The sequence below is a fragment of the Micromonospora inositola genome (assembly GCF_900090285.1).
In the GTDB taxonomy this organism is placed as follows: Bacteria; Actinomycetota; Actinomycetes; order Mycobacteriales; family Micromonosporaceae; genus Micromonospora; species Micromonospora inositola.
Map to the genome: position 1 here is coordinate 5,848,171 of NZ_LT607754.1, position 21,503 is coordinate 5,869,673.

The 21,503-nt window shown below is 69.9% G+C and carries 20 protein-coding genes and 1 tRNA gene; 4 read left to right on the forward strand and 17 right to left on the reverse strand.

Translation table 11 applies throughout. The annotated features are described in order from the left end of the window. Window positions 1-12 precede the first annotated feature (12 nt). On the forward strand, window positions 13-780 hold the full coding sequence (locus GA0070613_RS27925; RefSeq protein WP_197699006.1) for a DeoR/GlpR family DNA-binding transcription regulator: 768 nt from the start codon (window positions 13-15) through the stop codon (window positions 778-780). After that, entirely contained in the window at window positions 777-2,117 is a 1,341-nt protein-coding gene (locus GA0070613_RS27930; RefSeq protein WP_089015001.1) for a 6-phospho-beta-glucosidase, read from the forward strand. The genes GA0070613_RS27925 and GA0070613_RS27930 overlap by 4 nt, the downstream gene beginning before the upstream one ends. A gap of 92 nt (window positions 2,118-2,209) precedes the next feature. Here GA0070613_RS27930 and GA0070613_RS27935 read toward each other — a convergent pair whose 3' ends face one another. The 4 genes from GA0070613_RS27935 to GA0070613_RS27950 all read right to left on the reverse strand — a co-directional run bounded on the left by GA0070613_RS27935 (window position 2,210) and on the right by GA0070613_RS27950 (window position 6,081). Then, the gene (locus tag GA0070613_RS27935) at window positions 2,210-3,691 is read right to left on the reverse strand and encodes a CoA-acylating methylmalonate-semialdehyde dehydrogenase (protein WP_408631019.1); all 1,482 of its coding nucleotides are present in this window, start codon (window positions 3,689-3,691) and stop codon (window positions 2,210-2,212) included. Window positions 3,692-3,762: 71 nt separating this feature from the next. Next, entirely contained in the window at window positions 3,763-4,044 is a 282-nt protein-coding gene (locus GA0070613_RS27940) for a TIM barrel protein (protein ID WP_197699007.1), read from the reverse strand. Window positions 4,045-4,123: 79 nt separating this feature from the next. After that, on the reverse strand, window positions 4,124-5,155 hold the full coding sequence (locus GA0070613_RS27945) for a Gfo/Idh/MocA family protein (protein WP_089015002.1): 1,032 nt from the start codon (window positions 5,153-5,155) through the stop codon (window positions 4,124-4,126). After that, window positions 5,152-6,081: an ATP-binding cassette domain-containing protein gene (locus tag GA0070613_RS27950; protein WP_089015003.1), complete on the reverse strand. Its 930-nt coding sequence runs from the start codon at window positions 6,079-6,081 to the stop codon at window positions 5,152-5,154. Before GA0070613_RS27950 ends, GA0070613_RS27945 begins: the two co-directional genes overlap by 4 nt. A gap of 98 nt (window positions 6,082-6,179) precedes the next feature. Between GA0070613_RS27950 and GA0070613_RS27955 the strand changes: the two genes are divergently transcribed. After that, entirely contained in the window at window positions 6,180-7,388 is a 1,209-nt protein-coding gene (locus GA0070613_RS27955; RefSeq protein WP_089015004.1) for an RNA-guided endonuclease InsQ/TnpB family protein, read from the forward strand. 14 nt (window positions 7,389-7,402) lie between these two features. Here GA0070613_RS27955 and GA0070613_RS27960 read toward each other — a convergent pair whose 3' ends face one another. The 9 genes from GA0070613_RS27960 to GA0070613_RS28000 all read right to left on the reverse strand — a co-directional run bounded on the left by GA0070613_RS27960 (window position 7,403) and on the right by GA0070613_RS28000 (window position 17,204). Beyond that, window positions 7,403-8,458, reverse strand: coding sequence for an ABC transporter permease (locus GA0070613_RS27960; RefSeq protein WP_089015005.1), 1,056 nt, complete (start codon window positions 8,456-8,458; stop codon window positions 7,403-7,405). 6 nt (window positions 8,459-8,464) lie between these two features. Next, window positions 8,465-9,454, reverse strand: coding sequence for a sugar ABC transporter substrate-binding protein (locus GA0070613_RS27965; protein WP_197699008.1), 990 nt, complete (start codon window positions 9,452-9,454; stop codon window positions 8,465-8,467). A gap of 140 nt (window positions 9,455-9,594) precedes the next feature. Then, complete coding sequence (locus GA0070613_RS27970) at window positions 9,595-10,491, reverse strand: TIM barrel protein (protein WP_089015006.1); 897 nt, start codon at window positions 10,489-10,491, stop codon at window positions 9,595-9,597. Next, the gene (iolD, locus tag GA0070613_RS27975; protein ID WP_089015007.1) at window positions 10,488-12,434 is read right to left on the reverse strand and encodes a 3D-(3,5/4)-trihydroxycyclohexane-1,2-dione acylhydrolase (decyclizing); all 1,947 of its coding nucleotides are present in this window, start codon (window positions 12,432-12,434) and stop codon (window positions 10,488-10,490) included. The genes GA0070613_RS27970 and iolD overlap by 4 nt, the downstream gene beginning before the upstream one ends. Beyond that, window positions 12,431-13,348, reverse strand: a complete 918-nt coding sequence (iolB, locus tag GA0070613_RS27980; RefSeq protein ID WP_089015008.1) for a 5-deoxy-glucuronate isomerase — start codon at window positions 13,346-13,348, stop codon at window positions 12,431-12,433. The genes iolD and iolB overlap by 4 nt, the downstream gene beginning before the upstream one ends. Then, complete coding sequence (locus tag GA0070613_RS27985; RefSeq protein WP_172875914.1) at window positions 13,345-14,241, reverse strand: Cgl0159 family (beta/alpha)8-fold protein; 897 nt, start codon at window positions 14,239-14,241, stop codon at window positions 13,345-13,347. The genes iolB and GA0070613_RS27985 overlap by 4 nt, the downstream gene beginning before the upstream one ends. 2 nt (window positions 14,242-14,243) lie before the next feature. After that, the gene (gene iolC / locus GA0070613_RS27990) at window positions 14,244-15,218 is read right to left on the reverse strand and encodes a 5-dehydro-2-deoxygluconokinase (RefSeq protein WP_089015010.1); all 975 of its coding nucleotides are present in this window, start codon (window positions 15,216-15,218) and stop codon (window positions 14,244-14,246) included. Between the two features lie 2 nt (window positions 15,219-15,220). Further along, window positions 15,221-16,186, reverse strand: coding sequence for a TIM barrel protein (locus tag GA0070613_RS27995; protein ID WP_089015011.1), 966 nt, complete (start codon window positions 16,184-16,186; stop codon window positions 15,221-15,223). A gap of 4 nt (window positions 16,187-16,190) precedes the next feature. After that, entirely contained in the window at window positions 16,191-17,204 is a 1,014-nt protein-coding gene (locus GA0070613_RS28000; RefSeq protein WP_331716706.1) for a Gfo/Idh/MocA family protein, read from the reverse strand. Between the two features lie 153 nt (window positions 17,205-17,357). On the opposite strand from GA0070613_RS28000, the gene GA0070613_RS28005 reads away from it, so the two are divergent. Continuing rightward, entirely contained in the window at window positions 17,358-18,095 is a 738-nt protein-coding gene (locus tag GA0070613_RS28005; protein ID WP_089015013.1) for a GntR family transcriptional regulator, read from the forward strand. On the opposite strand, the gene GA0070613_RS28010 is transcribed toward GA0070613_RS28005, so the two are convergent. The 4 genes from GA0070613_RS28010 to cmk all read right to left on the reverse strand — a co-directional run bounded on the left by GA0070613_RS28010 (window position 18,062) and on the right by cmk (window position 21,377). Next, complete coding sequence (locus GA0070613_RS28010) at window positions 18,062-18,925, reverse strand: tyrosine-type recombinase/integrase (protein ID WP_089015014.1); 864 nt, start codon at window positions 18,923-18,925, stop codon at window positions 18,062-18,064. The genes GA0070613_RS28005 and GA0070613_RS28010 overlap by 34 nt on opposite strands. A 113-nt stretch (window positions 18,926-19,038) precedes the next feature. Continuing rightward, window positions 19,039-19,112, reverse strand: a tRNA-Pro gene (locus GA0070613_RS28015). 181 nt (window positions 19,113-19,293) lie between these two features. Then, window positions 19,294-20,697: a ribosome biogenesis GTPase Der gene (gene der, locus GA0070613_RS28020; protein ID WP_089016246.1), complete on the reverse strand. Its 1,404-nt coding sequence runs from the start codon at window positions 20,695-20,697 to the stop codon at window positions 19,294-19,296. Beyond that, entirely contained in the window at window positions 20,697-21,377 is a 681-nt protein-coding gene (gene cmk, locus GA0070613_RS28025) for a (d)CMP kinase (protein ID WP_089015015.1), read from the reverse strand. The genes der and cmk overlap by 1 nt, the downstream gene beginning before the upstream one ends. Window positions 21,378-21,503 lie beyond the last annotated feature (126 nt).

A 21,503-nucleotide genomic window follows, 5' to 3' on the forward strand; every position in this document is an offset into this window, starting at 1 on the left:
AATGTTCTCGCCGTGCGTCATCAACGCCAGCTTGAGATTGTGCGGCGGCTACGGGTCAACGGCGCCATCTCGGTCGAGGAGCTCGCCGCGTCGCTGGGCGTCAGCGCGGCGACCGTTCGCCGCGACCTGCAACGGCTGCAGTCCGAGGGCAAGCTCACCCGGGTCCACGGGGGCGCGCACCTTCCGTCCTTCGTTACCGAGGACGCCGACGTCGACCGGCCGTTCGCCCTGGTCGCCACCGTCGACGCGGCGGACAAGCGGGCGGTTGCCCGGGCAGCGGCCGCCATGGTGCGGGACGGGGACATGGTCCTGCTCGACATTGGAACGACAACGCAGCTCCTGGCCCAGGAGCTGCGGGGCCGGCGGGTCACGATCGTCACCGCCAGCCTCGCGGTTCTGGACGTCCTGCGTGATGACAACGCGGTCGAGCTCGTCCTCCTCGGAGGTCTGGTGCGCCGCGCATATCACTCCCTGGTCGGTGTCATCACCGAGGACACGCTCCGGCAGCTCCACGCCGACATCGCCTTCATCGGGGCCAGTGGGGTCCGGTCCGACGGCTCGGTCCTCGACACGACCCTGGTGGAGGTTCCTGTGAAGCGCGGTCTGATCGCCGCCTCCAGCCGCACCGTCCTCCTGACGGACCGGCACAAGTATCCGGGCACGGGAACCCTTCGGGTGTGCGGGGTCGGCGACCTGGACGCCATCGTCACCAATGCGGGCGCCGACACCGACATGTTCGAGCTGTGTACCCGGTCCGGGGTGGAGGTGGTGGTCGCATGAAGCTGGCGATTCTCGGCGGCGGCGGGTTCCGGGTGCCGCTGGTCTACAGTGCCCTCTTGCGCGACACGAGTGACCGGCGCATTGAGTCCGTGTGGCTGCATGACGTCGCGCAGGACAGGCTCTCGGCGATCGGGCTCGTGCTGAGCCAGATGGCAGCAGGCCACCCGGGTGCTCCCCGAGTCACGACCACCACGGACCTGGACGAGGCGCTGAACGGCGCAGATTTCGTGTTCTCCGCCATCCGCGTCGGCGGCCTCGCCGGGCGCACCTCGGACGAGCGGGTAGCGCTCGACCTGGGGCTGCTCGGGCAGGAGACGACCGGCCCGGGCGGCGTGGCCTACGGAATGCGCACCGTACCGGTCGCGGTACACGTCGCCGAACGTGTGGCAGCGGTGAGCCCGGGAGCATGGGTCATCAACTTCACCAACCCGGCCGGCATGATCACCGAGGCCATGCAGCAGGTGCTGGGCGACCGGGTCGTGGGCATCTGCGACTCCCCCATCGGGCTGGGCCGCAGGGCTGCTCGCGCTCTGGGACACGACCCGCAGCGGACGTCGCCAGACTACCTCGGCCTGAACCACCTTGGCTGGCTCCGCGGTCTGAGCCACGAGGGTGCCGACGTTCTGCCCCAACTGATCGCCGACGACGCCCTGCTGGGGACCATCGAGGAAGGGCGGCTCTTCGGCGCCGAGTGGATCCAGTCCCTCGGCGCGATCCCAAATGAGTACCTGTACTACTACTACTTCACCCGCGACGCGGTGAGATCGATCAAGGGCAGCGCGGCCACGCGCGGGGAGTTCCTGCTCAACCAGCAGCGCCGCTTCTACGACGCCGTCGTCGGCAGCCCGCAGTCCGCGTACCAGGAATGGCAGCGCGTGCGCCGGGAGCGCGACGCGACGTACATGAGGGAGAGCCGGCACTCCGACGACGAGCGGCGCGATGCGGCCGACGTCGAGGGTGGTGGCTACGAGGGGGTGGCGCTGGCCATCATGGCAGCCATCGCCCGCAACGAGCGCAGCGCCATGATCCTCAACGTTCGCAACGGTTGCACCGCGCCCGGGCTGCCTCCGGAAGCGGTCGTCGAAGTGCCGTGCATGGTGGACGCCGACGGCCCCCACCCGTTGGCGACGCGCCCGCTCGTGGGTCACCAGCTCGGGCTCGCGCAGCAGGTCAAGGCGGTCGAGCAACTCACGATCCAGGCGGCGCGGACGCGGTCGGCGCGCCTGGCTCTCGAGGCGTTCGCATTGCATCCCCTCGTGGACTCGGTGTCCACCGCTCACGTGCTCCTCGACGGCTACCGGCAGCGCATCCCCGACGTGGATGCGCTCTTCCGCTGACTCCTCGCTGAACGCACGCCGCTGCCCCGTCTTCGTTTCCAGCCCTCGACAAGGCCGGAAACGAAGACGGGACGACGGCGTGCGTTCAGCCTTCAGTCGTTCCGCGGAAAGCCCAGGTTGAGCCCACCGTGACTCGGGTCGAGCCAGCGCGAGGTCACGACCTTGCCGCGGGTGTAGAAGTGGACGCCATCCATGCCGTGGGCGTGGGTGTCGCCGAAGAGGCTGTCCTTCCACCCACCGAACGAGTAGTAGGACACCGGCACCGGGATCGGCACGTTGATGCCGACCATGCCGACCTCCACCTGGTTCTGGAAGCGCCGCGCCGCGCCGCCGTCGTTGGTGAAGATGGCGGTGCCGTTGCCGTACGGGTTGGCGTTGATAAGGTTCAGCCCCTCCTCGTAGGACTTCACGCGAACGACGGACAGCACCGGGCCGAAGATCTCGTCCTGGTAGATGGACATCTGCGGCGCGACGTTGTCGAAGAGGGTCGGGCCGAGCCAGAACCCCTGGTCGCCGCCGTCGAACTCGTCCTTGCGCCCGTCGACGACCAGGGTCGCGCCCGCGCCGACTCCCGCTTCCACATAGCCGGCCACCTTGTCGCGGTGCGCGACCGTGACGAGTGGCCCCATGTCGCATCCGCGGGTGCCGTCGCCGGTGCGCAGCTTGCGCATCCGGTCCGTGATCTTCTCTACGAGCTCATCGGCGATGCTGTCCACCGCGACGAGCGCCGAGATCGCCATGCAGCGCTCGCCGGCGGAACCGAAGCCCGCGTTGATCGCGGCGTCCGCAGCCAGGTCGAGGTCCGCGTCGGGCAGGACCAGCATGTGGTTCTTGGCGCCGCCGAGGGCCTGGACCCGCTTGCCGTGCGCCGTCGCGGTCTCGTAGACGTACCGGGCAATGGGAGTGGAGCCGACGAACGAGACGGCCTTGACGTCAGGGTGGGTCAACAGCGCATCGACGGCTTCCTTGTCGCCGTGCACCACGTTCATGACGCCGTCGGGAAGGCCGGCCTCGGTCCAGAGGCGGGCCACGGCCACGGCCGCCGACGGGTCCTTCTCGCTGGGTTTGAGGACCACCGCGTTGCCGCAGGCGATGGCGATGGGGATGAACCACAGCGGTACCATGGCGGGAAAGTTGAACGGGGAGATCACGGCGACGACGCCGAGCGGCTGCCGGAGCGAGTACACGTCCACGTTGGTGGAGGCGTTCTCGGTGAACCCACCCTTCAGCAGCTGCGGGATCCCGCAGGCGAACTCGGCGACCTCCAAGCCCCGCGTCACCTCCCCGAGCGCGTCGTCGAGCACCTTGCCGTGCTCGGCGGTGATCAGCGCGGCGATCTCCTGCTTTCGGACGTTGAGGAGCTCGCGGAAGGCGAAAAGTACCTGTGTGCGCTTGGCCAGCGACGTGTTGGCCCAGGCATCCCACGCGGTTCGGGCCGTGCCGACGACCTCGCCGACGAGGTCCGCGGATGCCAGGTCGAGGCGGCCCGTGACGTCTCCAGACGCCGGGTTGAAGACCTCGCTGGTGCGCTCTGAGGTGCCGTCCCAGAGGCGACCCCCGATGAGATGGGTGATGCGGGCGGGTTCGGTGCTCACGGTGCTCACGGTCCTTCCGTGTGCGGGCTGGGCGGCGTGTGCCGGATGGTCTAGGGAGATTCGAAGGTGGACGGTGTGACCGACCAGCGGAGATGGTCGCGGACGGCGTCGCGCATGAAGGCGCTGGACTCCCGGGCCCGCTCCTCACAGGCGAAGACACAGGTGTTGACGATGCCGTCGAAGCCGATCGACTCCAGGCCCGAGAAGAACCCGTCAAAGTCGACCTCGCCCTGCCCGATGTCGAGGTGCTGGTGGACGGTCAGCTGGGAGCCGGGTGGGTTGACGATGTAGCGCAGGAGGTGAAGTCCTCCTTCGGCGACAGCTCGATCCACTCGTAGCCCAGCTCCGCCACCAGAGCCGGCAGCTCCAACAGGGGAACCCGCCGGAACATGTACGGGTCAAGGGCGAGCTTCACGTCGCCGCGCCCCGGAGGACCTCGGCGCGGTCGGCCAGGTCGACCGGGACCGGCCTGCCGGTGGCGAGGGACTGCAGGCCAGCCGTGCACACCGCCGTGGCGGCGTAGCCGTCCCAGGTGGTGGGCCCAACGACCTCGCCTCGGCGTGACGCGTCGACCCAGGCCTGGACCTCCAGGTCGTAGGCGCGGGCGAAGCGATCGCGGAAGTCGTCGGGAATGTGGCCACCGTAGTGGTTGTCGCTGCGGACGAAGACGTCCTGCCCCAGGCCGACGGTCACGTTGCCGAGTTCGGCCACCGCCTCGCAGCGGACCTCGTAGCCGACCTGGCAGTTGACGAAGACCTCGGTCGTGGCCATGCCGCCGCCGGCCATCTGGAAGATGGCCACCTGGGGGTCGAGTAGCCCGTCGGCGGCCCTGCCGGTCGGCTTCGGCGCGACGACGGTGATCGTGGCGATCTCGTCGTCGAAGAGCCAGCGGCACACGTCGACCTCGTGCACCAGCGAGTCGCTGACGATCATCTCCGAGCGGAACGTTTCCGGGACCGTCTTGTTGCGGTGTGTGTTGTGCACGAGCAGGATGCGCCCGAGGTCACCGGAGTCGAGCAGTCGCTTCATCCGGGCGTACTCGGGATCGAAACGCCGCATGAAGCCGACCTGGATCAGCGGCCGACCGGCCTTGTTCCGCTCGGCCTCGACCACGCGAAGCGAGGACTCGCTGTCCATCGTCAACGGCTTCTCGCACAGGGTGTACTTGCCGTGCTCGACGCAGGCGAGAACCTGCTCCTCGTGCACGAAGCCGGGCGAGGCGATGAGCACGGCGTCGACGCCCTTGTCGGCGATGAGTTCGAGCGGGTCACCGACGGTGCGTACGCCGGCGAAGCGCGCGGCCAGGTCGGCGACCCGGGCGGCGTCCGGGTCGGAGACCGCGACCAGTTCCGCTCCGGCGATGCGGTGGACGAGCCGGTCGGCGTGGTCGGCGCCCATCATGCCGACACCGATGATTCCGACCCGCAGGGGCGATGCACTCATGCCCTCGGCTCTTCCTCGTCTTCGCGCTCCACGGCCTTGAGTTCCTCGCGGCTGAGAGCGGGGGCTTCGACGTGACCGTGCTCGACCTCCCCGGGCTCGATGACCTTGCCCGGGTCGATCCCGCGAAGCTCGTGGCTGAGCTCCGCGAGCTCCTGGCCGCCCGCCATCTCCGTGGTGAGCTGTTCGAGGGTCAGGTCGTCGCGGTGCGCGTCCAGCACGACCCGACCGAGCTTGAGGATGATGAAATGGTTGCCGACGAGGTAGGCGTGGTGCGGATTGTGGGTGATGAAGATGACGCCCAGGCCGGCGTCGCGAGCCTTGACGATGTACCGCAGGGCGACACCGGACTGCTTGACACCGAGCGCGGCCGTCGGCTCGTCGAGGATGATCACCCTCGCCCCGAAGTAGATGGCCCTGGCGATCGCGATGCACTGGCGCTGGCCGCCCGAGAGGCCCGCGACCGGCCGGTCGAGATCGGGGACGACGACCCCCATCTTGCCCAGTTCATCCTCACAGATGCGCTTCATCCGGGCGATGTCCAAGGTGCGCAACGGCCCCTTGCGGAGTTCGTTGCCGAGGAAGAAGTTCCGCCACACCGACATGAGCGGCGCGAGCGCGAGGTCCTGGTAGACGGTCGCGATCCCGCTCGCCTGGGCGGCCCGCGGCGAGCCGAACCGGCGCGGCACGCCGTCGAGCTTCATCGTGCCGTCGGTGTGGTCGTGCAGGCCGGACATGATCTTGATCAGCGTCGACTTGCCGGCGCCGTTGTCGCCGAGAACGCAGGTGACCTCGCCCTGGCGGACGTTGAGGCTGACGCCGCGCAGGGCGTGGACGTTGCCGTAGCTCTTGCCGACGTTCTCGAGTTCGAGGATGGGGGTGGTCGAGTGGCCGGCGGCGTCGTGCCGCTCGCTCGTCGCGGTGCTCATCGGAATCGCGGCGTGGATACCCCCGCCTTACAGGCGGGTGGGGAACGCCGCTCCCTCCCTTCACAAAATTGACGTACTCCGGTGGCAGGATGCGGGGCATGACCGGGGTAGTGAAACGGGCGTACCGGTATCGCTTCTACCCGACCGACACGCAGGCAGCGCAGCTGTTGTGCACGTTCGGCTGTGTGCGGCTGGTGTACAACAAAGCCCTCGACGCGCGGACCCGCGCCTGGGCCACCCAGCAGCGGCGTATCTCCTACGGGCAGACGTCGGCGATGCTGACCGAGTGGAAGCGCGACTCCGACCTGGCATTTCTCAACGAAGTGTCGTCGGTTCCGTTGCAGCAGGCACTGCGTCACCTGCAGGCTGCGTTCACCGCGTTCTTCGACAAACGAGCCAAGTATCCGAAGTTCAAGTCCAAGAAGCGATCGCGGGCGTCGGCGGAGTACACCCGTTCGGCGTTTCGCTGGCGCGACGGGCAGCTCACCCTGGCCAAGATGGCCGAACCGCTGGCCATCGCGTGGTCCCGGCCGCTGCCCAACGGCGCCGAACCCTCCACCGTTACGGTTTCGCGTGATGCTGCCGGACGCTGGCACATCAGCATCATGGTCGAAACGACCATCGAAACCCTGCCGCCCACCCACGCCGTGGTCGGCGTGGACGTCGGCTTGGCCGCGCTGGTCACCCTGTCCACCGGGGAGAGGGTCATCAACCCACGGCATGAGCGGACCGACCGGCGCAAGCTCGCCAAGGCCCAGCGGGCTCTCTGTCGCAAGGAGAAGGGCTCGGCCAACCGCGCCAAGGCGCGGCTGAAAATTGCCCGCATCCATGCCCGAATCGCCGACAGGCGCCGCGACCAGCTGCACAAGCTGACTACCCGACTCGTCCGTGACAACCAAACGGTCGTGATCGAAGACCTCAGCGTACATACCATGATGCGCAACCACCGCCTGGCTCGCGTCATTTCGGATGCGGCCTGGGCCCAGCTGCGCACCATGCTGGAGTACAAGACCCGCTGGTACGGCCGGAACCTCGTGGTGGTCGACCGCTGGCTGCCGTCGTCGAAGTTGTGCTCGGTCTGCGGGCGGCTGGCCGGGTCGATGCCACTGGACGTGCGGGAGTGGTCGTGTCCCTGCGGGACGAGCCACGACAGAGACATCAACGCCGCCCTGAATATTCTGGCCGCCGGGCTGGCGGACAGCAACGCCTGTGGAGAGCCGGTAAGACCCGAACCGCGTAAACGGCGACGGCACGGCCCGGTGAAGCAGGAACTCTCGCAGGCGACTGCGGGAATCCCCGCGCATTAGGGCGGTGGAGGATGTCAACGCAGATCCGCCCTCTTCTTGACGTACATGTTCACCAGCGTCGCCAGCAGCAGCATCACGCCGAGGAAGGTCCTGAACCAGTCGGGGTTCCAGCCGGCGTAGTTGATGCCGAGCTGGGTCATGCCGAAGATAAGCGCCCCGAGCGAGGCGCCGACCACCGAGCCGTAGCCGCCGGTGAGCAGGCAGCCACCGATGACGGCGGCGATGATGAAGATGAACTCCTTGCCGACGCCCTCGCCGGACTGCACCGTGTTGAACTGGAACAGCAGGTGCATGCCCGAGAGCCAGGCGCAGAACCCGACGGCCATGAAGAGGCCGATCTTCGTCGCCCGGACGGGTACGCCGACGGCGCGCGCCGCGGCGGCGTCACCGCCCACCGCGAACACCCAGTTGCCCACCTGCGTGCGCAGCAGGACGTAGGCGGCGATGACGGTCAGCACGACCCAGTACAGGACCGTGATCTTCAGGTTGACCGGCCCGAGGGTCACCTCGGATCCGAAGATCTTCTGCGCGCTGCCAAAGCCGTCCATGTCGCTGATGTCGGCGCTGGCGACGTTGCCGGTGAGTAGCCGCGTGACGCCGAGGTTGACGCCCTGCAGGATGAAGAACGTGCCCAGCGTGACCAGGAAGCTCGGCAGTCCGGTCTTGAGCAGCAGCCACCCGTTGAACGCGCCGACCGCCACGGAGACGACCAGCGCCAGCAGGATGCCGACCCAGACGTTGAGCCCGAAGTTCCAGGCGAGCAGCGACGCGGAGAGCCCGGAGGTGGTCACCGCGACGCCGGCGGAGAGGTCGAACTCCCCGCCGATCATGAGCAGCGCCACGGGGACGGCCATGATGCCGATGGTCGAGGCACCGTAGAGGATCGTTCCGACGTTGGCGACGTTGCGGAAGGGCTCCGCGACCGCCATGAACAGCAGGAAGATCACGATCGCGGCGATGAGCGACCCGACCTCAGGGCGGCTCAGCAGCCGTGCCGCCAGGGGGCGGGTGGCGACCCGGTCGTCCCGGGTCGCCAACCCCCTGCTCGGCTCCGTGGCCGTAGCAGTCATGTCAACTCACCTCGTGCCGTTGCTTGCGAACTTCTCGACAGCGGCGACGTTGGTGTTGTCGATGAACGCGGGACCGGTCAGGGTCGCCTGGCCACCGCCGATGGTGTTGCCGTTGGTCTTGTAGAGCCACAGGCTGTCTACCGCGAGGTAGCCCTGCAGGTAGGGCTGCTGGTCGACCGCCCACTCGACCTGGCCGCCCTTGATCGCGGCCACGAGGTCCTTGTTGGTGTCGAAAGTGACGACCTTGGCCGAGCTGTTGGCGTCCTTGACCGACTTGACGGCGGTCAGCGCGAACGGCGCGCCGAGGGTCAGCACGCGGTCGATGCTCTTGTCCTGCTGGAGCTTCGAGGTGATCGCCGCCTGGACGCTCGGCATGTCGGTGCCGGTGACGTAGATCTTCTCGGTGTTCGGGAAGTCGGCCTTCGCCCCGTCACACCGGGCCTCGAGGCCGACGTGGCCCTGCTCCTGGATGACGCAGAGCGCCTTCTTGGCGCCGTCCTTCGTGAGCCGCTGGCCGGCCGCCTGACCGGCGATCCTCTCGTCCTGGCCGAAGTAGCCCAGCACGCCCATGCTCTTCCACGCGTCGATGCCGCCGTTGAGGGCGACGACCGGGACCCCGGCCTGAGCGGCCTTCTGCACGTTGGCCTTCATGGCATCCGGCTTTGCCAGGGTCACCGCGATGCCGTCGACCTTCTTGTCGATCGCGGACTGCACGAGGTTGGCCTGGTTCGCGCCGTCCGGGTCGGACTGGTACTGCAGGTCGACGTTGTCCTTCTTCGCCGCGTCCTCGGCGCCCTTGCGGACCAGGTCCCAGAAGGTATCGCCCGGGGCCGCGTGGGTGATGAAGGCGACGGTCATCCGCGGGGTGCTGGCGGTGCCGGCCTTGCCGGCGTCACCCTCGGTGGTCTGCTTGCCTCCGCTGGAGCTGCACGCCGCCAGGGCGAGAGCGGTCACGGCGCCGGCCGCGATCAGGGATATGCGGGATCTACGCATCATGTCGTTTCTGCCTTTCTTCATCCGCCACGTCGTCGGGACGGATGTCGGGGGACGGGTCAGGCGGCGGTACCGCCTGTTGGGGGATCATCGGTGGCTTGACAGGGCGGTCGGGTCATCAGCTGCTCCCGGGCGGGAGCCGGTCAGCGCAGCGGGCCGCAGGACTGCAGGTACGTCAGGGTCCGCCTCGCGATGGGCAGGGGTCTGTCGGCGGGGCACGGGTACATGTCCTGCTCGACGATGGCGAAGATGTCCGCGTCGAGGTTCGCCAGGGCGTCGAGGATGGGAGGCATGTCGGGGATGCCCGTCGGTGGCTCGCACATGGCGCCCATCCGCACGGCCTCGCCGAAGCCGATGCCCTGCTCATGCACGGCGGCGATGACAGCCGGATCGACCTGCTTGAGGTGCACGTACCCGATCCGCTCGGGATGGTCGCCGATGAGCTTGAGATTGTCCCCGCCGCAGAAGGAGATGTGCCCCGTGTCCAGGCACAGGCTCACCAGGTCGGGGTCCGTCTCGTGGAGGAACCGCTCCACGTTCTCGTGCGTGTCCACGTGGGTGTCCGCGTGGGGGTGGAACTGGATCTGCAGGCCGAACTCCTCGCGGATGCGCCGCGCGAGCCGGTTCATCTGCGCGGCGTACGCCACCCACTGCTCGTCGGTCAGTAGCGCGTCCTCGAGAACCTTCCCCGTCTGCGGGTCGCGCCAGAACTCCGGGATGACCACAAGGTGCCGGGCGCCCATGGCCGCGGTCAGCGCGGCCGCCGCGGAGACGTCCTTCCACGTGGTGTCCCACGAGTCGGCGCGATGCAGGTGCTCGAAGATGGTGCCGGCCGTCACGGTCAGCCCCCGCTTGTCGAGCTCGTCACGCAGGCGGGACGGGTCGGTAGGCAGGTAGCCGTACGGCCCCAGCTCGATGCGGCTGTAGCCGGCCGCGGCGACCTCGTCCAGAAAACGCTCCCAGGGAGTCTGTCGGGGGTCGTCGGGGAACCACACGCCCCAGCTGTCGGGGGCGCTGCCGATCATGGCTGGGCCGCTCATAGGTTCGTCCTCTCGGTCGGCGCCAGCAGTGCGCGCTGCGTGGCCTTGTGCCCGGCGTACGTGGCGTGGGCGCGCTGGGTGGTGTCGAGGTCGCTGACCTGGCTGACCGGGACATCCCACCACGACCCGCTGTCGGGGGCGTGGACGGTGGGCTCGGTCTCCACATGGATGACGACGGGGCCGCCGTTCGCCGGGGCGGCCTTGGCATCCTTGATCGCCTGCTCGAGTTCCCCGCGACTGCGCACCTCCATGACCGTCGCGCCGAGGCTGCGGGCATTGGCGGCGAGGTCGATCGGCAGCTTCCCGCCGTCCAGCCGGCCCGTGGCGTCGTTGCGGAAGCGGTACCTGGTGCCGAACCGCTGTGAGCCGAGGGACTCCGACAGTGAGCCGATGGAGTGGAAACCGTGGTTCTGGACCAGGACGACGATCACCTTGACCCGTTCCTGTACCGCCGTGACCAGCTCCGTCGGCATCATCAGATAGGAGCCGTCGCCCACCATGACGAAGACGTCCCGGTCGGGGTCGGCGAGCCGCACCCCGATACCGCCGGGGATCTCGTAGCCCATGCAGGAGTAGCCGTACTCGACGTGGTAGGCCTTGCGGTCCCGGACCCGCCACAGCTTGTGCAGATCGCCGGGCATGGAGCCGGCGGCGCAGACGACGACGTCCCTCGGGTCGGACAGCTCGTTGACGCAGCCGAGCACCGTGCCCTGGGTGAGGACGCCGGCGGCGAGCGCGTCGGTAACCTCGGCGGGCGGGTGGTAGGCGGCCTCCACCCGCGCGTCCCAGTCGCGGAACAGCCTCACCTGCCGGTCCCGGTACGCCGGGTCCACGGCATACCCCTGGAGGGCCGCGGTGAGGGCGGTGAGGGCCTCGCGGGCGTCCGCCACGACCGGCAGGCCCGCGTGCTTGCCGGCGTCGAACCGGGAGATGTTGATGTTGACAAAGCGGATGCCCGGATCCTGGAAGGCGGTGCGCGAAGCGGTGGTGAAGTCGCTGTAGCGGGTGCCGATGCCGATGACGACGTCGGCCTCCCGGGCCAGCGCATTGGCGGCCGTCGTGCCCGTCGAGCCGATCGCGCCCATTGCCTGCGGATGACCGTGCGGCAGCGCGCCCTTGCCGGCCTGAGTCTCCCCGACCGGGATGCCGGTGGCCTCGCAGAACACGCGCAGCGCCTGCTCCGCGCCGGAGTAGTGCACCCCGCCACCGGCGACGATGAGCGGCCGCCGCGCCGAGCAGATCAGCGTGGCCGCGTCCGCGACGTCGACGGCCTCCGGAACCGGCCGGGCGATCCGCCAGATCCGCGGCGCGAAAAGGTCGACCGGCCACTCGAACGCCTCCGCCTGCACGTCCTGCGGTAGCGCGATGGTCGCCGCCCCCGTCTCCACCGGGTCGGTGAGGACCCGCATGGCGCCGAGCAGGGCCGAGGGCAGCTGCTCCGGCCGGTTGACCCGGTCGAAGAAGCGCGACAGCGGGCGGAAGGCGTCGTTGACGGTGACGTCCGCGGCGTTCGGCGCCTCGAGCTCCTGCAGCACCGGCCCGGACACCCGGGTGGCGAACGTGCCGGAGGGCAGCAGCAGCACCGGCAGACGGTTCACGGTGGCCAGGGCGGCTCCCGTGAGCATGTTCGTCGAGCCGGGGCCGACGGACGCGGTGCACGCCCACGTCTGGAGGCGGTCCTTCTGGCGTGCGTAGGCCACCGCGGTGTGAACCATGGCCTGCTCGTTGCGGGCCAGCACGTAGGGCAGGCGCTCCTCCTTCTCGGTCAGCTCGTTCTGGAGCAGGGCCTGGCCGACGCCCGCGACATTGCCGTGACCGAAGATGCCGAAGCACCCGGCGAACAGCTTCTGGCGCTGGCCGTCGCGCTCGCTCCACTGGCTGGCCAGGAAGCGCACGACGGTCTGCCCCACGGTCAGGCGTACGTTGTCGGCGCCGGCGGTCATCGGGGTCCTCCGATCGGCAGTCTCGGGTCGACATCCTGCTTGGCCCACGAGTCCCGCACCCAGGTGTGGGCTGGGTCGTCGCAGATGAGCCAGGCCCTGGTCGCGCCGGGGCCGGCCATGACGTTCAGGTAGTAGAGGTCGTAGCCGGGCGGGGCCATCGCGGGGCCGTGCCAGCCGTGCGGTACCAGGACGACATCGCCCGAGCGGACCTCGGCGAAGACGTCCAGCGGCCGCTCTCGGGTGCCGTACACGCGCTGGTAGCCGAGGGGGTCGGCCCCGTCCGCCGGGGACTCCGCCCGGACCTCGAAGTAGTAGACCTCCTCCAGCTCGGTCTCCACCCCGTCGCGCTCCTCGTCGTGCTTGTGCGGCGGATAGGAGCTCCAGTTGCCGGCCGGCGTGATGACCTCACACGCGATGATCGAGTCGGCATCCAGGACCTGCGGGACGCCGAAGTTGCGCACCTCGCGCGAGGCCATGCCGGCGCCACGCAGCTCGACGGGGACATCGGCGGCAGCCACGTAACGGAACGGCAGCGGCATGCTCTGCTTCGTCGCCTTCGCGCCGCAGAGCGCCACCTTGGCCGGGCCAACGCCGGCGTTGCGCACCGTGAGGCTGGCGCCGCGCGGGACGTACGCCACGTCGGTCGCACCGGCGAAGACGCTCGTCCGTCCGGCGAGCCTGGCCTCGTGGCGCTCTCCCACGTGGTCGACCGCCGTGACGTCGAAGCTGCCCTGAAGGGGCACGACGATGACCTCGCTGTCGCCGAGGTCGAGGCTCACCTGAACGGCCGGTGCCAGCGTGGCCACCCGTAGGCTGGTGTGCTGCCACCCGCAGAGGTCGTCGGTGATGGACACCTGGAAGTCGCCGTCGCCGGAGCTGCCGAAGGGATACACCCAGCGTCCGTTGTCGCTCATCGCCGGCCCCGGTGCACGAGTCCCGAAGCGATGTCGACGGCGCTGGCCACGTCACCGTCCGGCGGGAAGAGCAGCGCCCGCCCGACCACCAGGCCGCGCACGGCGGGCAGGTCGAGCGCCCTGCCCCACGCGGCGTACGTGTCATCCGAGTGGCGTGTCGGGTCACCGCCGAGCAGAAGCGTCGGCAGGGTGGTGGCGTCCATGACGCGCTCCAGGTCGTCGACCACGGGCAGTTTGAGCCAGGTGTGCTGGCTGGTGGCCCCCAGACCCGCAGCGATGTGGATCGACGTGATGGTCGAGTCGGGGTCGAGCAGGTTACGCACCCGGCCGTTCTCGCGAACCGAGAAGAACGGCTCCACCATCGCCATGACGCCGTGGGCGGCGAGCTCCGTGATCGCGTGGGCGCTCGCCTGGAGCGTCGCTGCCGTACCCGGATCGCCGAGGCAAATGCGGGTCAGCATCTTGCCGCCCTCCAGACCCCGGGCCGCGATCTCGTCGGCCGTGTACGCCGTGAACCGGTCGTCGAGCTCGAAAACCGCGCCCTGCAGACCCCCACGGTTCATCGACCCGACGGCGACCTTGTCCTCCAACGCGCCCATCAGGAGCAGGTCGTCGAGGATGTCGGGCGTGCCGAGAACGCCGTCGACGCCGGGGCGGGACAGCGCTGTGGCCAGACGCTCCAGCAGCTCGCTGCGCGAGGCCATGGCCTGACGGTCGTCACGCACGCCCAGCGCGCCGCGGGCCGGGTGGTCCGCGGCCACGATGAGCAGCCTGCCGTCCACACCGACCAGCTGCCGGCGCCGGCGGGCGGCCCAGCCGTCGGTGATCCGCCGCGGCTCACGGACCCGGATCTCAGTCAGATCGGCGATGGTCGAACGGGTCGTCGTCGTCACCGTCACCCCTCCTGTCGCTTGGCGGCGAGGACGGCCTCGACCTCGGCCGTGGTCGGCATGGCACTGGAGCACTCGAGCCTGGAAGCGACGATGGCCCCGGCCACGTTGGCGAACCGCAGGATGCGGCGCAGGTCCCACCCGTTGAGCAGGCCGTGGACCAGCGCACCGCCGAAGGCGTCACCCGCCCCGAGGCCGTTGACGACCGTCACGGGGAACGGCCGCACTTCGACGCGCTCGTCGGCGGTCACGGCCAGCACCCCCTTGGGGCCCTGCTTGACGATGGCGAGCTCCACCCCGCGCTCGAGCAGGGCGTCCGCCGCGCGCTGAGGTTCGGTCTCGCCGACGGCGACCTCGCACTCCTCGCGGTTGCCGACCGCGACGGTGACGTGCTCCAGGGCCTTGGCGACCTGTTCGCCCGCCTCGGCTTGGTGCGGCCAGAACATGGGCCGGTAGTCGAGGTCGAGGACGGTGTGCGACCGCCGGCCGCGGGCCTGCCACGCGGCGAAGTGCGCTGAGCGCGACGGCTCCTGGGACAGGCCGGTGACGGTGGCCCAGAAGACCCGGGCCGCGCGGATCGCGTCGAGCGGGAGTTCCTCCGCCTGAATCATCAGGTCAGGAGCCATCGGATAGCGGTAGAAGTACAGCGGGAAGTCGTCCGGGGGGAAGATCTCACAGAAGGTGACCGGCGTCGGGGGGCCGTCGACCTCGGCGACGAACACGTCGTCGACGCCGAGTTCACGCAGCGACCGGTGGATGTAGCGACCGAACGGATCGCGGCCGGTACGCGTGATGAGCGCCGCCCGCCGTCCGTGCCGCGCCGCGGCCACGGCTACGTTGGTCGCACTCCCGCCCAGAAACTTCTCGAAGCGCTTGACGTCCTCGAGGCCCACACCGTGGTCGAGCGGGTAGATGTCCACCCCGCACCGACCCATCGCCACCAGGTCGTACCCCGCCGTGTCGCCTGCCGCCGCCACCATCGTCAGGCCCCTGCCGCGCTCGGTCCCGCCACGGCCGGTTCGCCGGCCACGGCGAGCAGGTGCTCGATGCTCGCCCGTACGTCGGCCACCGGGTCCGGTCCCGCGGACCCGGTGGCCGGCGCGCCGGCCAGGATGCAGTCCTGCTCGAGGACGTACCATCCCGCGTACGCGCTGTCCTCAAGGGCCGTCACGATCGCCTTGACATCGACGTCACCCTGACCGAGCGGGACGTACATGCCACCGGCCACGGCTTCGGTGTAGGTCACCTCGCCGGACTGCACGCGCCGGGCCCAGCCGATCCGGACGTCCTTGAGATGGATGTGCGCGATCCGCCTCGGGTTCTGCTGCGCCACCGCGACCGGGTCGCCGCCGCCGATGAGCAGGTGCCCGGTGTCGAGGCACAGGCCGATGCGGCTGCCGGCGAGCACCCGAGCGGTCTCCTCGCCGCTCTCGACCATCGTGCCGACGTGCGGGTGCAGGGTGGTGACGAGTCCGCGGGCGGATGCGGCCTCGGTGATGCGGTCAAGGTTGCCCAGGAGGGTCGACCAGCCGGGATCGTCGAGGACCGGACGCTCGTCGTAGCCCTCCTGACCCGTCGCAGCGGCGATGACCACCGTGGATGCGCCGGCCGCGACCAGACCGGCCATCGCGCGTTCGACCTCCGGTAGCGGGTCGTGGCCCGGGTCGTGCAGGACGACGGGGACGAACTGCCCCACCGCCTTCAGGCCGTACCCGGCCAGCGTCGCGGCCTTGGCCGCGGGGTCGTCAGGAAGGAAGCCCTCCGGCCCGAACTCGGTGGCGGCCAGACCGAGTTCGCGCATCTGCCGCAGCACGACGCCCGGCTCCAGCTGGTAGCCCCACCCGGGGACCTCGCAGACGCCCCACGAGATGGGCGCCCCGGCGATGCGGTCGGACACCGGGCTGCGGCCGGCTGCTGGCGGGGTGGGTTCGGCGCTGACAGCGGTCATGGCCTCAGACTCCCTTGATCTCGGAGAGTACGACGGGCCGGCGCTCCGTCCGGGACAGCTCGCAGGCCTCGGCGACGCGGAAGGCCTCGAGTGCGTCGCGGACGGTGCAGGGCGAGGGCCGCTCGCCGCGGGCGACGTCCGCGAAGGCGGTGAGCTCGGCCTGGTACGCCGGAAGGAAGCGCTCCATGAAGGACCACTTCCGGGGGCCGCGGGGAAAGTCGACCCCCTCCTCGGCGGACCCCATCGCCAGCGAGTGGTCCAGCCCGACCGCGATCGTGCCCTTCTCGCCGAACACCTCCATGCGCACGTCGTGGCCGCCGCCGTTGTACCGGGTCGAAGAGACGACGACGATGGTGCCGTCGTCCAGGGTCAGCAGTGCAGCGCCGGTGTCCACGTCCCCGGCCTCGGAGAAGAAGGCTGCCCCCTTGTTCGCACCCGTCGCGTAGACCGAAACCACCTCCTGCCCCGTGACGAACCGGAGGATGTCGAAGTCGTGCACGTTGCAGTCGCGGAAGATCCCGCCCGAGGTCGGGATGTAGGACGCGTGCGGCGGGGACTGGTCGTGGGTGTTGGCCCGGATGGTGTGGATGAAACCCAGCTCGCCGGACTCCACCGCGCGCCGCGCGCGCTGGTAGCCGGCGTCGAAGCGTCGCTGGAAGCCGACGTGCACCGGCACCCCGGTGGCCGCGACGAGGCCGGTCAGCGCGATGGTCTCTTCGAGGGTGGCCGCGACGGGCTTCTCGCAAAAGGTCGGCACCCCGGCGGCGATCCCCTGCCACAGCAGCGGGGCATGCCCGGGGGTGGCCGTCGCGATCACGAAACCGTCGACGCCCGAGGCGAGCAGCGCCTCGGAATCCGCGGCGACCTCCATACCGAACTCCTCGGCGAGGGCCCGGGCAGCCTCCACGTTGGTGTCGGTCACGACGAGCTCGTCGACAAAGTCGAGGCCTACCAGGGTCCGGGCATGGAAGGCGCCGATCCTTCCCACACCCGCGAGACCGATGCGCATATGAATCATCCAATCCACGGCGTCGGTGGCTGCGGTTCCCGCGGCTGGTTCCGGCCGCTGACCGTGGGGTGTAGCGTGCCCGTAACATCAATGTCTCGTCAAGAGTTTGTTCTGACATCTTCACGTAACGTCAATCTGGCTTTTGGGAGTAGGGTGCCGGCCATGGCCATCCGCGTGGGCGTGACGATCGACCGGTCCTCCCCCGTGCCCCTGTACCACCAGCTCGCGGAGCAGCTCTGCACCGCGATCCGGAGTGGCCAGCTGCAGCCAGGCGATCCATTCGAAAACGAGATCGCCCTTGCCGAGCGACTCAACCTGTCACGGCCGACGGTGCGACGGGCCATCCAGGAACTGGTCAGCCAGGGCCTGCTGCTGCGCCGGCGCGGACTCGGCACCACGGTCGCCAACCGCAAGGTGCACCGGCGCGCCGAACTCACCAGCCTCTACGACGACCTCAAGCGCGACGCGGGCCGACCCACGACCACTGTTCTGCAGCATGAACTTGTGCGGGACCAGCGCGTGGCGGTGGCGCTCGATCTGCCCGCCGACGCCGAACTGGTCTCGATCGTCCGCGTGCGGTTCTCCGACAACCGCCCGCTGGCCATCCTGCGCAACTGGCTGCCACCGTCGTGCGCCGACATCACCCGGGAGCAGCTCGAGGCGCAGGGCCTGTACGCCCTGCTACGCGATCGTGGCGTGCGGCCGGTCGTCGCGCACCAGACGATCGGGGCACGCACGCCGACCGCGGCCGAACGGCGGCACCTGGGTCTGAAGCCGTCCGAGCCCGTGCTCACCATGACGCGCAGCGCGTTCGACTCGGCAGGCAACCCGGTGGAGTACGGCGACCACTGCTACCGAGCTCAGGACTACAGCATCGAGGTCATGATCGACGAGCGGTGACGCGGGACGACGCCCATGGCCGGGGCGAAGGTGTGGCGCCACCGGTGTGCGTGCAGGTCCGGCACGCCGGCTGCCTGACCGAGCCGCTTGAGCCGGGTCTTGATGCCGTTCGGGGTCAAGGGGGCCGCGCCGCGCTCGGCCAGCCACAGCTCAGGCAATGCGGCCCCCTTGTGCTTGTCCCGGGCCCTCAGATAGCGGCTCAGCGCCCGCGCGGTCTTGGGCCCGAACCGGACCCGTCGGTCCTTCGCGCCCTTGCCGCGGAAGTGCACCGACTCGGTGTTCAGGTCGACATCAGCCACGCGGAGGTTGCCAACCTCGGACAGCCGGGCACCGGTGTTGCAGTACAACCGAATGAGCGCCTCGTCGCGCAGGTTGGCGAAGCCCTTGCCCTTGCACGCGTCGAGGAGCTTGCTGGTGTCGTCGTCGCGCAGAACCGGGATCAGCTTCCGGGGTGTCTTCGGCTGCCGAACCCGTTCCATCGGCGAGCGGTCGATGGCCTGCTCGTCGACGAGCAGCCACTTGAAGAACTGCTGCAGCCCCTTGTGCTTGTTCAGGGCGGTCGACGCGGACCTGGTGTCGATCATCCAGGCCTGGAACGCCTCCACGTGCGCCCGCGTCACCGCGCACGGATCGTCGGCGGCGTCATCGGCGTCCGGATCCGGCGAGTGCTCCCCCAGATACCGGCCCAACTGCGCGGCAGCGAGGAGGTAGTTGTAGCGGGTGGTCTCCGGGTAGTTCCCGGCGCGCAGCGACCGGTCCCAGTCCCGCAGGAACCCGGCCCAGGTCCGGGACAGTCCGGCGGTGAGCTTTTGAAGATCCAGTAGTGGCATGGCAACCTGCCCGAGTCAAGGAGTCCAACAGCGGCGTGCTAGACCAGGCATCCATGCCAAGCAATGAAAAGAGGGCTCCCGCAAGTCGCTGACCTGCGGAAACCCTCTCGCTGTCGGGACGGCCGGATTCGAACCGACGACCCCTTGACCCCCAGTCAAGTGCGCTACCAAGCTGCGCCACGTCCCGATGCCCCCGCGCGGTTTCCCCCGCGACAGCCGGTACAGCTTAGCGCAGGATCTTCCGGAAGCACGCACGCCCCCTCCCGCGCCGCCGACCACCCCTCACATCCCCTAAACGTCCTAGGAGGGTGGTGCGGGTAGCGGAAACGCCGGGCGGCGCGGGGGCCGCCCGGCGTTCGGACGTACGGTCAGCCGTGGGCCTTGCCGCGGCCGCCGGGGCCGAGCTTCTTGCGCGGGCGTACGGAGATCTCCACCGGACTGCCCTCGAAGCCGAACTCCTCGCGGAGCTTGCGCTCGACGAAGCGCTGGTAGCCGGCGTCCAGCGGCGCGGTGGTGAAGAGCACGAACCGCGGCGGCGCGACCCCCGCCTGGGTGGCGAAGAGGATCTTCGGGGCCCGACCACCGCGCACCGGGTGCGGGGTGGCCTGGACCAGCGCGGTCAACCACTGGTTGAGCTGCGCGGTCGGCACCCGGGTCTCCCAGCTGGCCAGGGCCTTGCGCAGCGCCGGGGCGAGCTTGTCCACGGCCCGGCCGGTCATGGCGGAGAGGTTCAGCCGGATCGCCCAGGGGATCCGGCGCAGCTCCCGCTCGATCTCCTTGTCCAGGTAGTACCGGCGGTCGGCGTCGACCAGGTCCCACTTGTTGAAGGCGATGACCAGGGCCCGGCCGGCTTCGGTGACCATGGAGAGGATCCGCTGGTCCTGCTCGCTGATCGGCTCGCTGGCGTCGAGCAGCACCACCGCGACCTCGGCCGCCTCGATCGCCCCGGCGGTCCGCAGGCTGGCGTAGTACTCGGTGCCACTGGCCTTGCCGACCCGCTTGCGCAGCCCGGCGGTGTCCACCAGCTGCCAGGTCTCGCCGCCGATCTCCGCCAGGCTGTCGACGGGGTCGACGGTGGTGCCGGCGACCGAGTCGACGACCGCGCGCAGCTCGCCGGAGAAGCGGTTGAGCAGGCTGGACTTGCCGACGTTGGGCCGGCCGACGAGGGCCACCCGGCGCGGACCGCGCGGCCGGTTCTCGACGATCTTCGGCGCCTCGGGCAGCGCCTCCAGGATGGCGTCGAGCAGGTCGCCCGAGCCCCGGCCGTGCAGGGCGGAGACCGGGAAGGGCTCGCCGAGGCCGAGCGACCAGAGTGAGGTCGCCTCCATCTCGATGGCGGTGTTGTCGGTCTTGTTCGCCACCAGGATCACCGGCTTGGCGCTGCGCCGCAGCATCTTCACCGCGGCCTCGTCCACATCGGTCGAACCGACCATCGCGTCGACCACGAAGAGCACCACGTCGGCGGTGGCGACGGCCGTCTCGGCCTGCGCGGCGATCGCCGCGGCCCGGTCCTTGGCGTCGGGCTCCCAACCGCCGGTGTCCACGACAGTGAACGCGCGGCCGTTCCACTGCGCGTCGTAGGGCACCCGGTCCCGGGTCACGCCGGGGACGTCCTCGACGACCGCCTGCCGGCGGCCGATGAGCCGGTTGACCAACGTCGACTTGCCCACGTTGGGGCGGCCGACCACGGCCACCACGGGCTGCGGGCCGGACGGCTCCTCGGTGTCGAGGTCCGGTTCGCGCAGCTCCACCCAACCAGTGTTGTCCTCGATCATGCCACGCCCCGCTCGGTGAGCAGTTCGTGCAGCCGGGCGACGACCTCGTCGATGCCCAGCTCGGTGGTGTCCAGCTCGACCGCGTCCGGGGCCTGCTGCAACGGGTTCACCTTGCGGGTCGAGTCCAGCTTGTCGCGGCGGGCCAGGTCGGCCGCGGTGGCCGCCACGTCGGCGGCGTCCTCGGCGCTGCGCCGCTGGGCCCGGGCCGCCTCGGAGGCGGTCAGGTAGACCTTCAGGTCGGCGTCGGGCGCCACCACCGCGCCGATGTCGCGGCCCTCGATCACGATCCGGCCGGCGTTGGCGATGATCTCCCGCTGCCGGGCGACGAGCATCTCCCGGACCGCCGGCACCGCGGCCACCGCGGAGACCGCGCCGGTCACCTCCGGGCCGCGGATCTCCCTGTCGACGTTCACGCCGTCGGCGGTCACGCCGTACCCCTGGGGGTCGGTGCCGATGCGCAGGTCCACCTCGCCGGCGACCTTGGCCACCGACTCGGCGTCGGTCAGGTCGACCCCGGAGCGCAGCACCGCCCAGGTGATCGCCCGGTACATCGCGCCGGTGTCGAGGTAGCGGGCGCCCAGGCCGACGGCGAGCCGCCGCGAGACGGTGGACTTACCCGAACCGGATGGCCCGTCCACCGCGACCACGCACCGCCCGGTCCGTTCGTTCTCCCCCACCGTGTTCCTCCTCAGCCCGTACCTCGCAGGTCGCCGGTTCCTCCGGCGCCGTTGAGCGGATGTTCATCGTCAATGATGCCCGCGTTCCCCTCCGGGCACGCGCGCGACGTCGCCGGGCGCGACCCG

Excerpts from the sequence above, each read along its gene's own strand:
- GA0070613_RS27930 (WP_089015001.1), top strand. The coding sequence starts at position 777 with ATGAAGCTGGCGATTCTCGGCGGCGGCGGGTTCCGGGTGCCGCTGGTC.
- GA0070613_RS27945 (WP_089015002.1), bottom strand. The coding sequence starts at position 5,155 with ATGAGTGCATCGCCCCTGCGGGTCGGAATCATCGGTGTCGGCATGATG.
- GA0070613_RS27950 (WP_089015003.1), bottom strand. The coding sequence starts at position 6,081 with ATGAGCACCGCGACGAGCGAGCGGCACGACGCCGCCGGCCACTCGACC.
- GA0070613_RS27955 (WP_089015004.1), top strand. The coding sequence starts at position 6,180 with ATGACCGGGGTAGTGAAACGGGCGTACCGGTATCGCTTCTACCCGACC.
- GA0070613_RS27960 (WP_089015005.1), bottom strand. The coding sequence starts at position 8,458 with ATGACTGCTACGGCCACGGAGCCGAGCAGGGGGTTGGCGACCCGGGAC.
- GA0070613_RS27965 (WP_197699008.1), bottom strand. The coding sequence starts at position 9,454 with ATGATGCGTAGATCCCGCATATCCCTGATCGCGGCCGGCGCCGTGACC.
- GA0070613_RS27970 (WP_089015006.1), bottom strand. The coding sequence starts at position 10,491 with ATGAGCGGCCCAGCCATGATCGGCAGCGCCCCCGACAGCTGGGGCGTG.
- iolD (WP_089015007.1), bottom strand. The coding sequence starts at position 12,434 with ATGACCGCCGGCGCCGACAACGTACGCCTGACCGTGGGGCAGACCGTC.
- iolB (WP_089015008.1), bottom strand. The coding sequence starts at position 13,348 with ATGAGCGACAACGGACGCTGGGTGTATCCCTTCGGCAGCTCCGGCGAC.
- iolC (WP_089015010.1), bottom strand. The coding sequence starts at position 15,218 with ATGGTGGCGGCGGCAGGCGACACGGCGGGGTACGACCTGGTGGCGATG.
- GA0070613_RS27995 (WP_089015011.1), bottom strand. The coding sequence starts at position 16,186 with ATGACCGCTGTCAGCGCCGAACCCACCCCGCCAGCAGCCGGCCGCAGC.
- GA0070613_RS28000 (WP_331716706.1), bottom strand. The coding sequence starts at position 17,204 with ATGATTCATATGCGCATCGGTCTCGCGGGTGTGGGAAGGATCGGCGCC.
- GA0070613_RS28005 (WP_089015013.1), top strand. The coding sequence starts at position 17,358 with ATGGCCATCCGCGTGGGCGTGACGATCGACCGGTCCTCCCCCGTGCCC.
- GA0070613_RS28010 (WP_089015014.1), bottom strand. The coding sequence starts at position 18,925 with ATGCCACTACTGGATCTTCAAAAGCTCACCGCCGGACTGTCCCGGACC.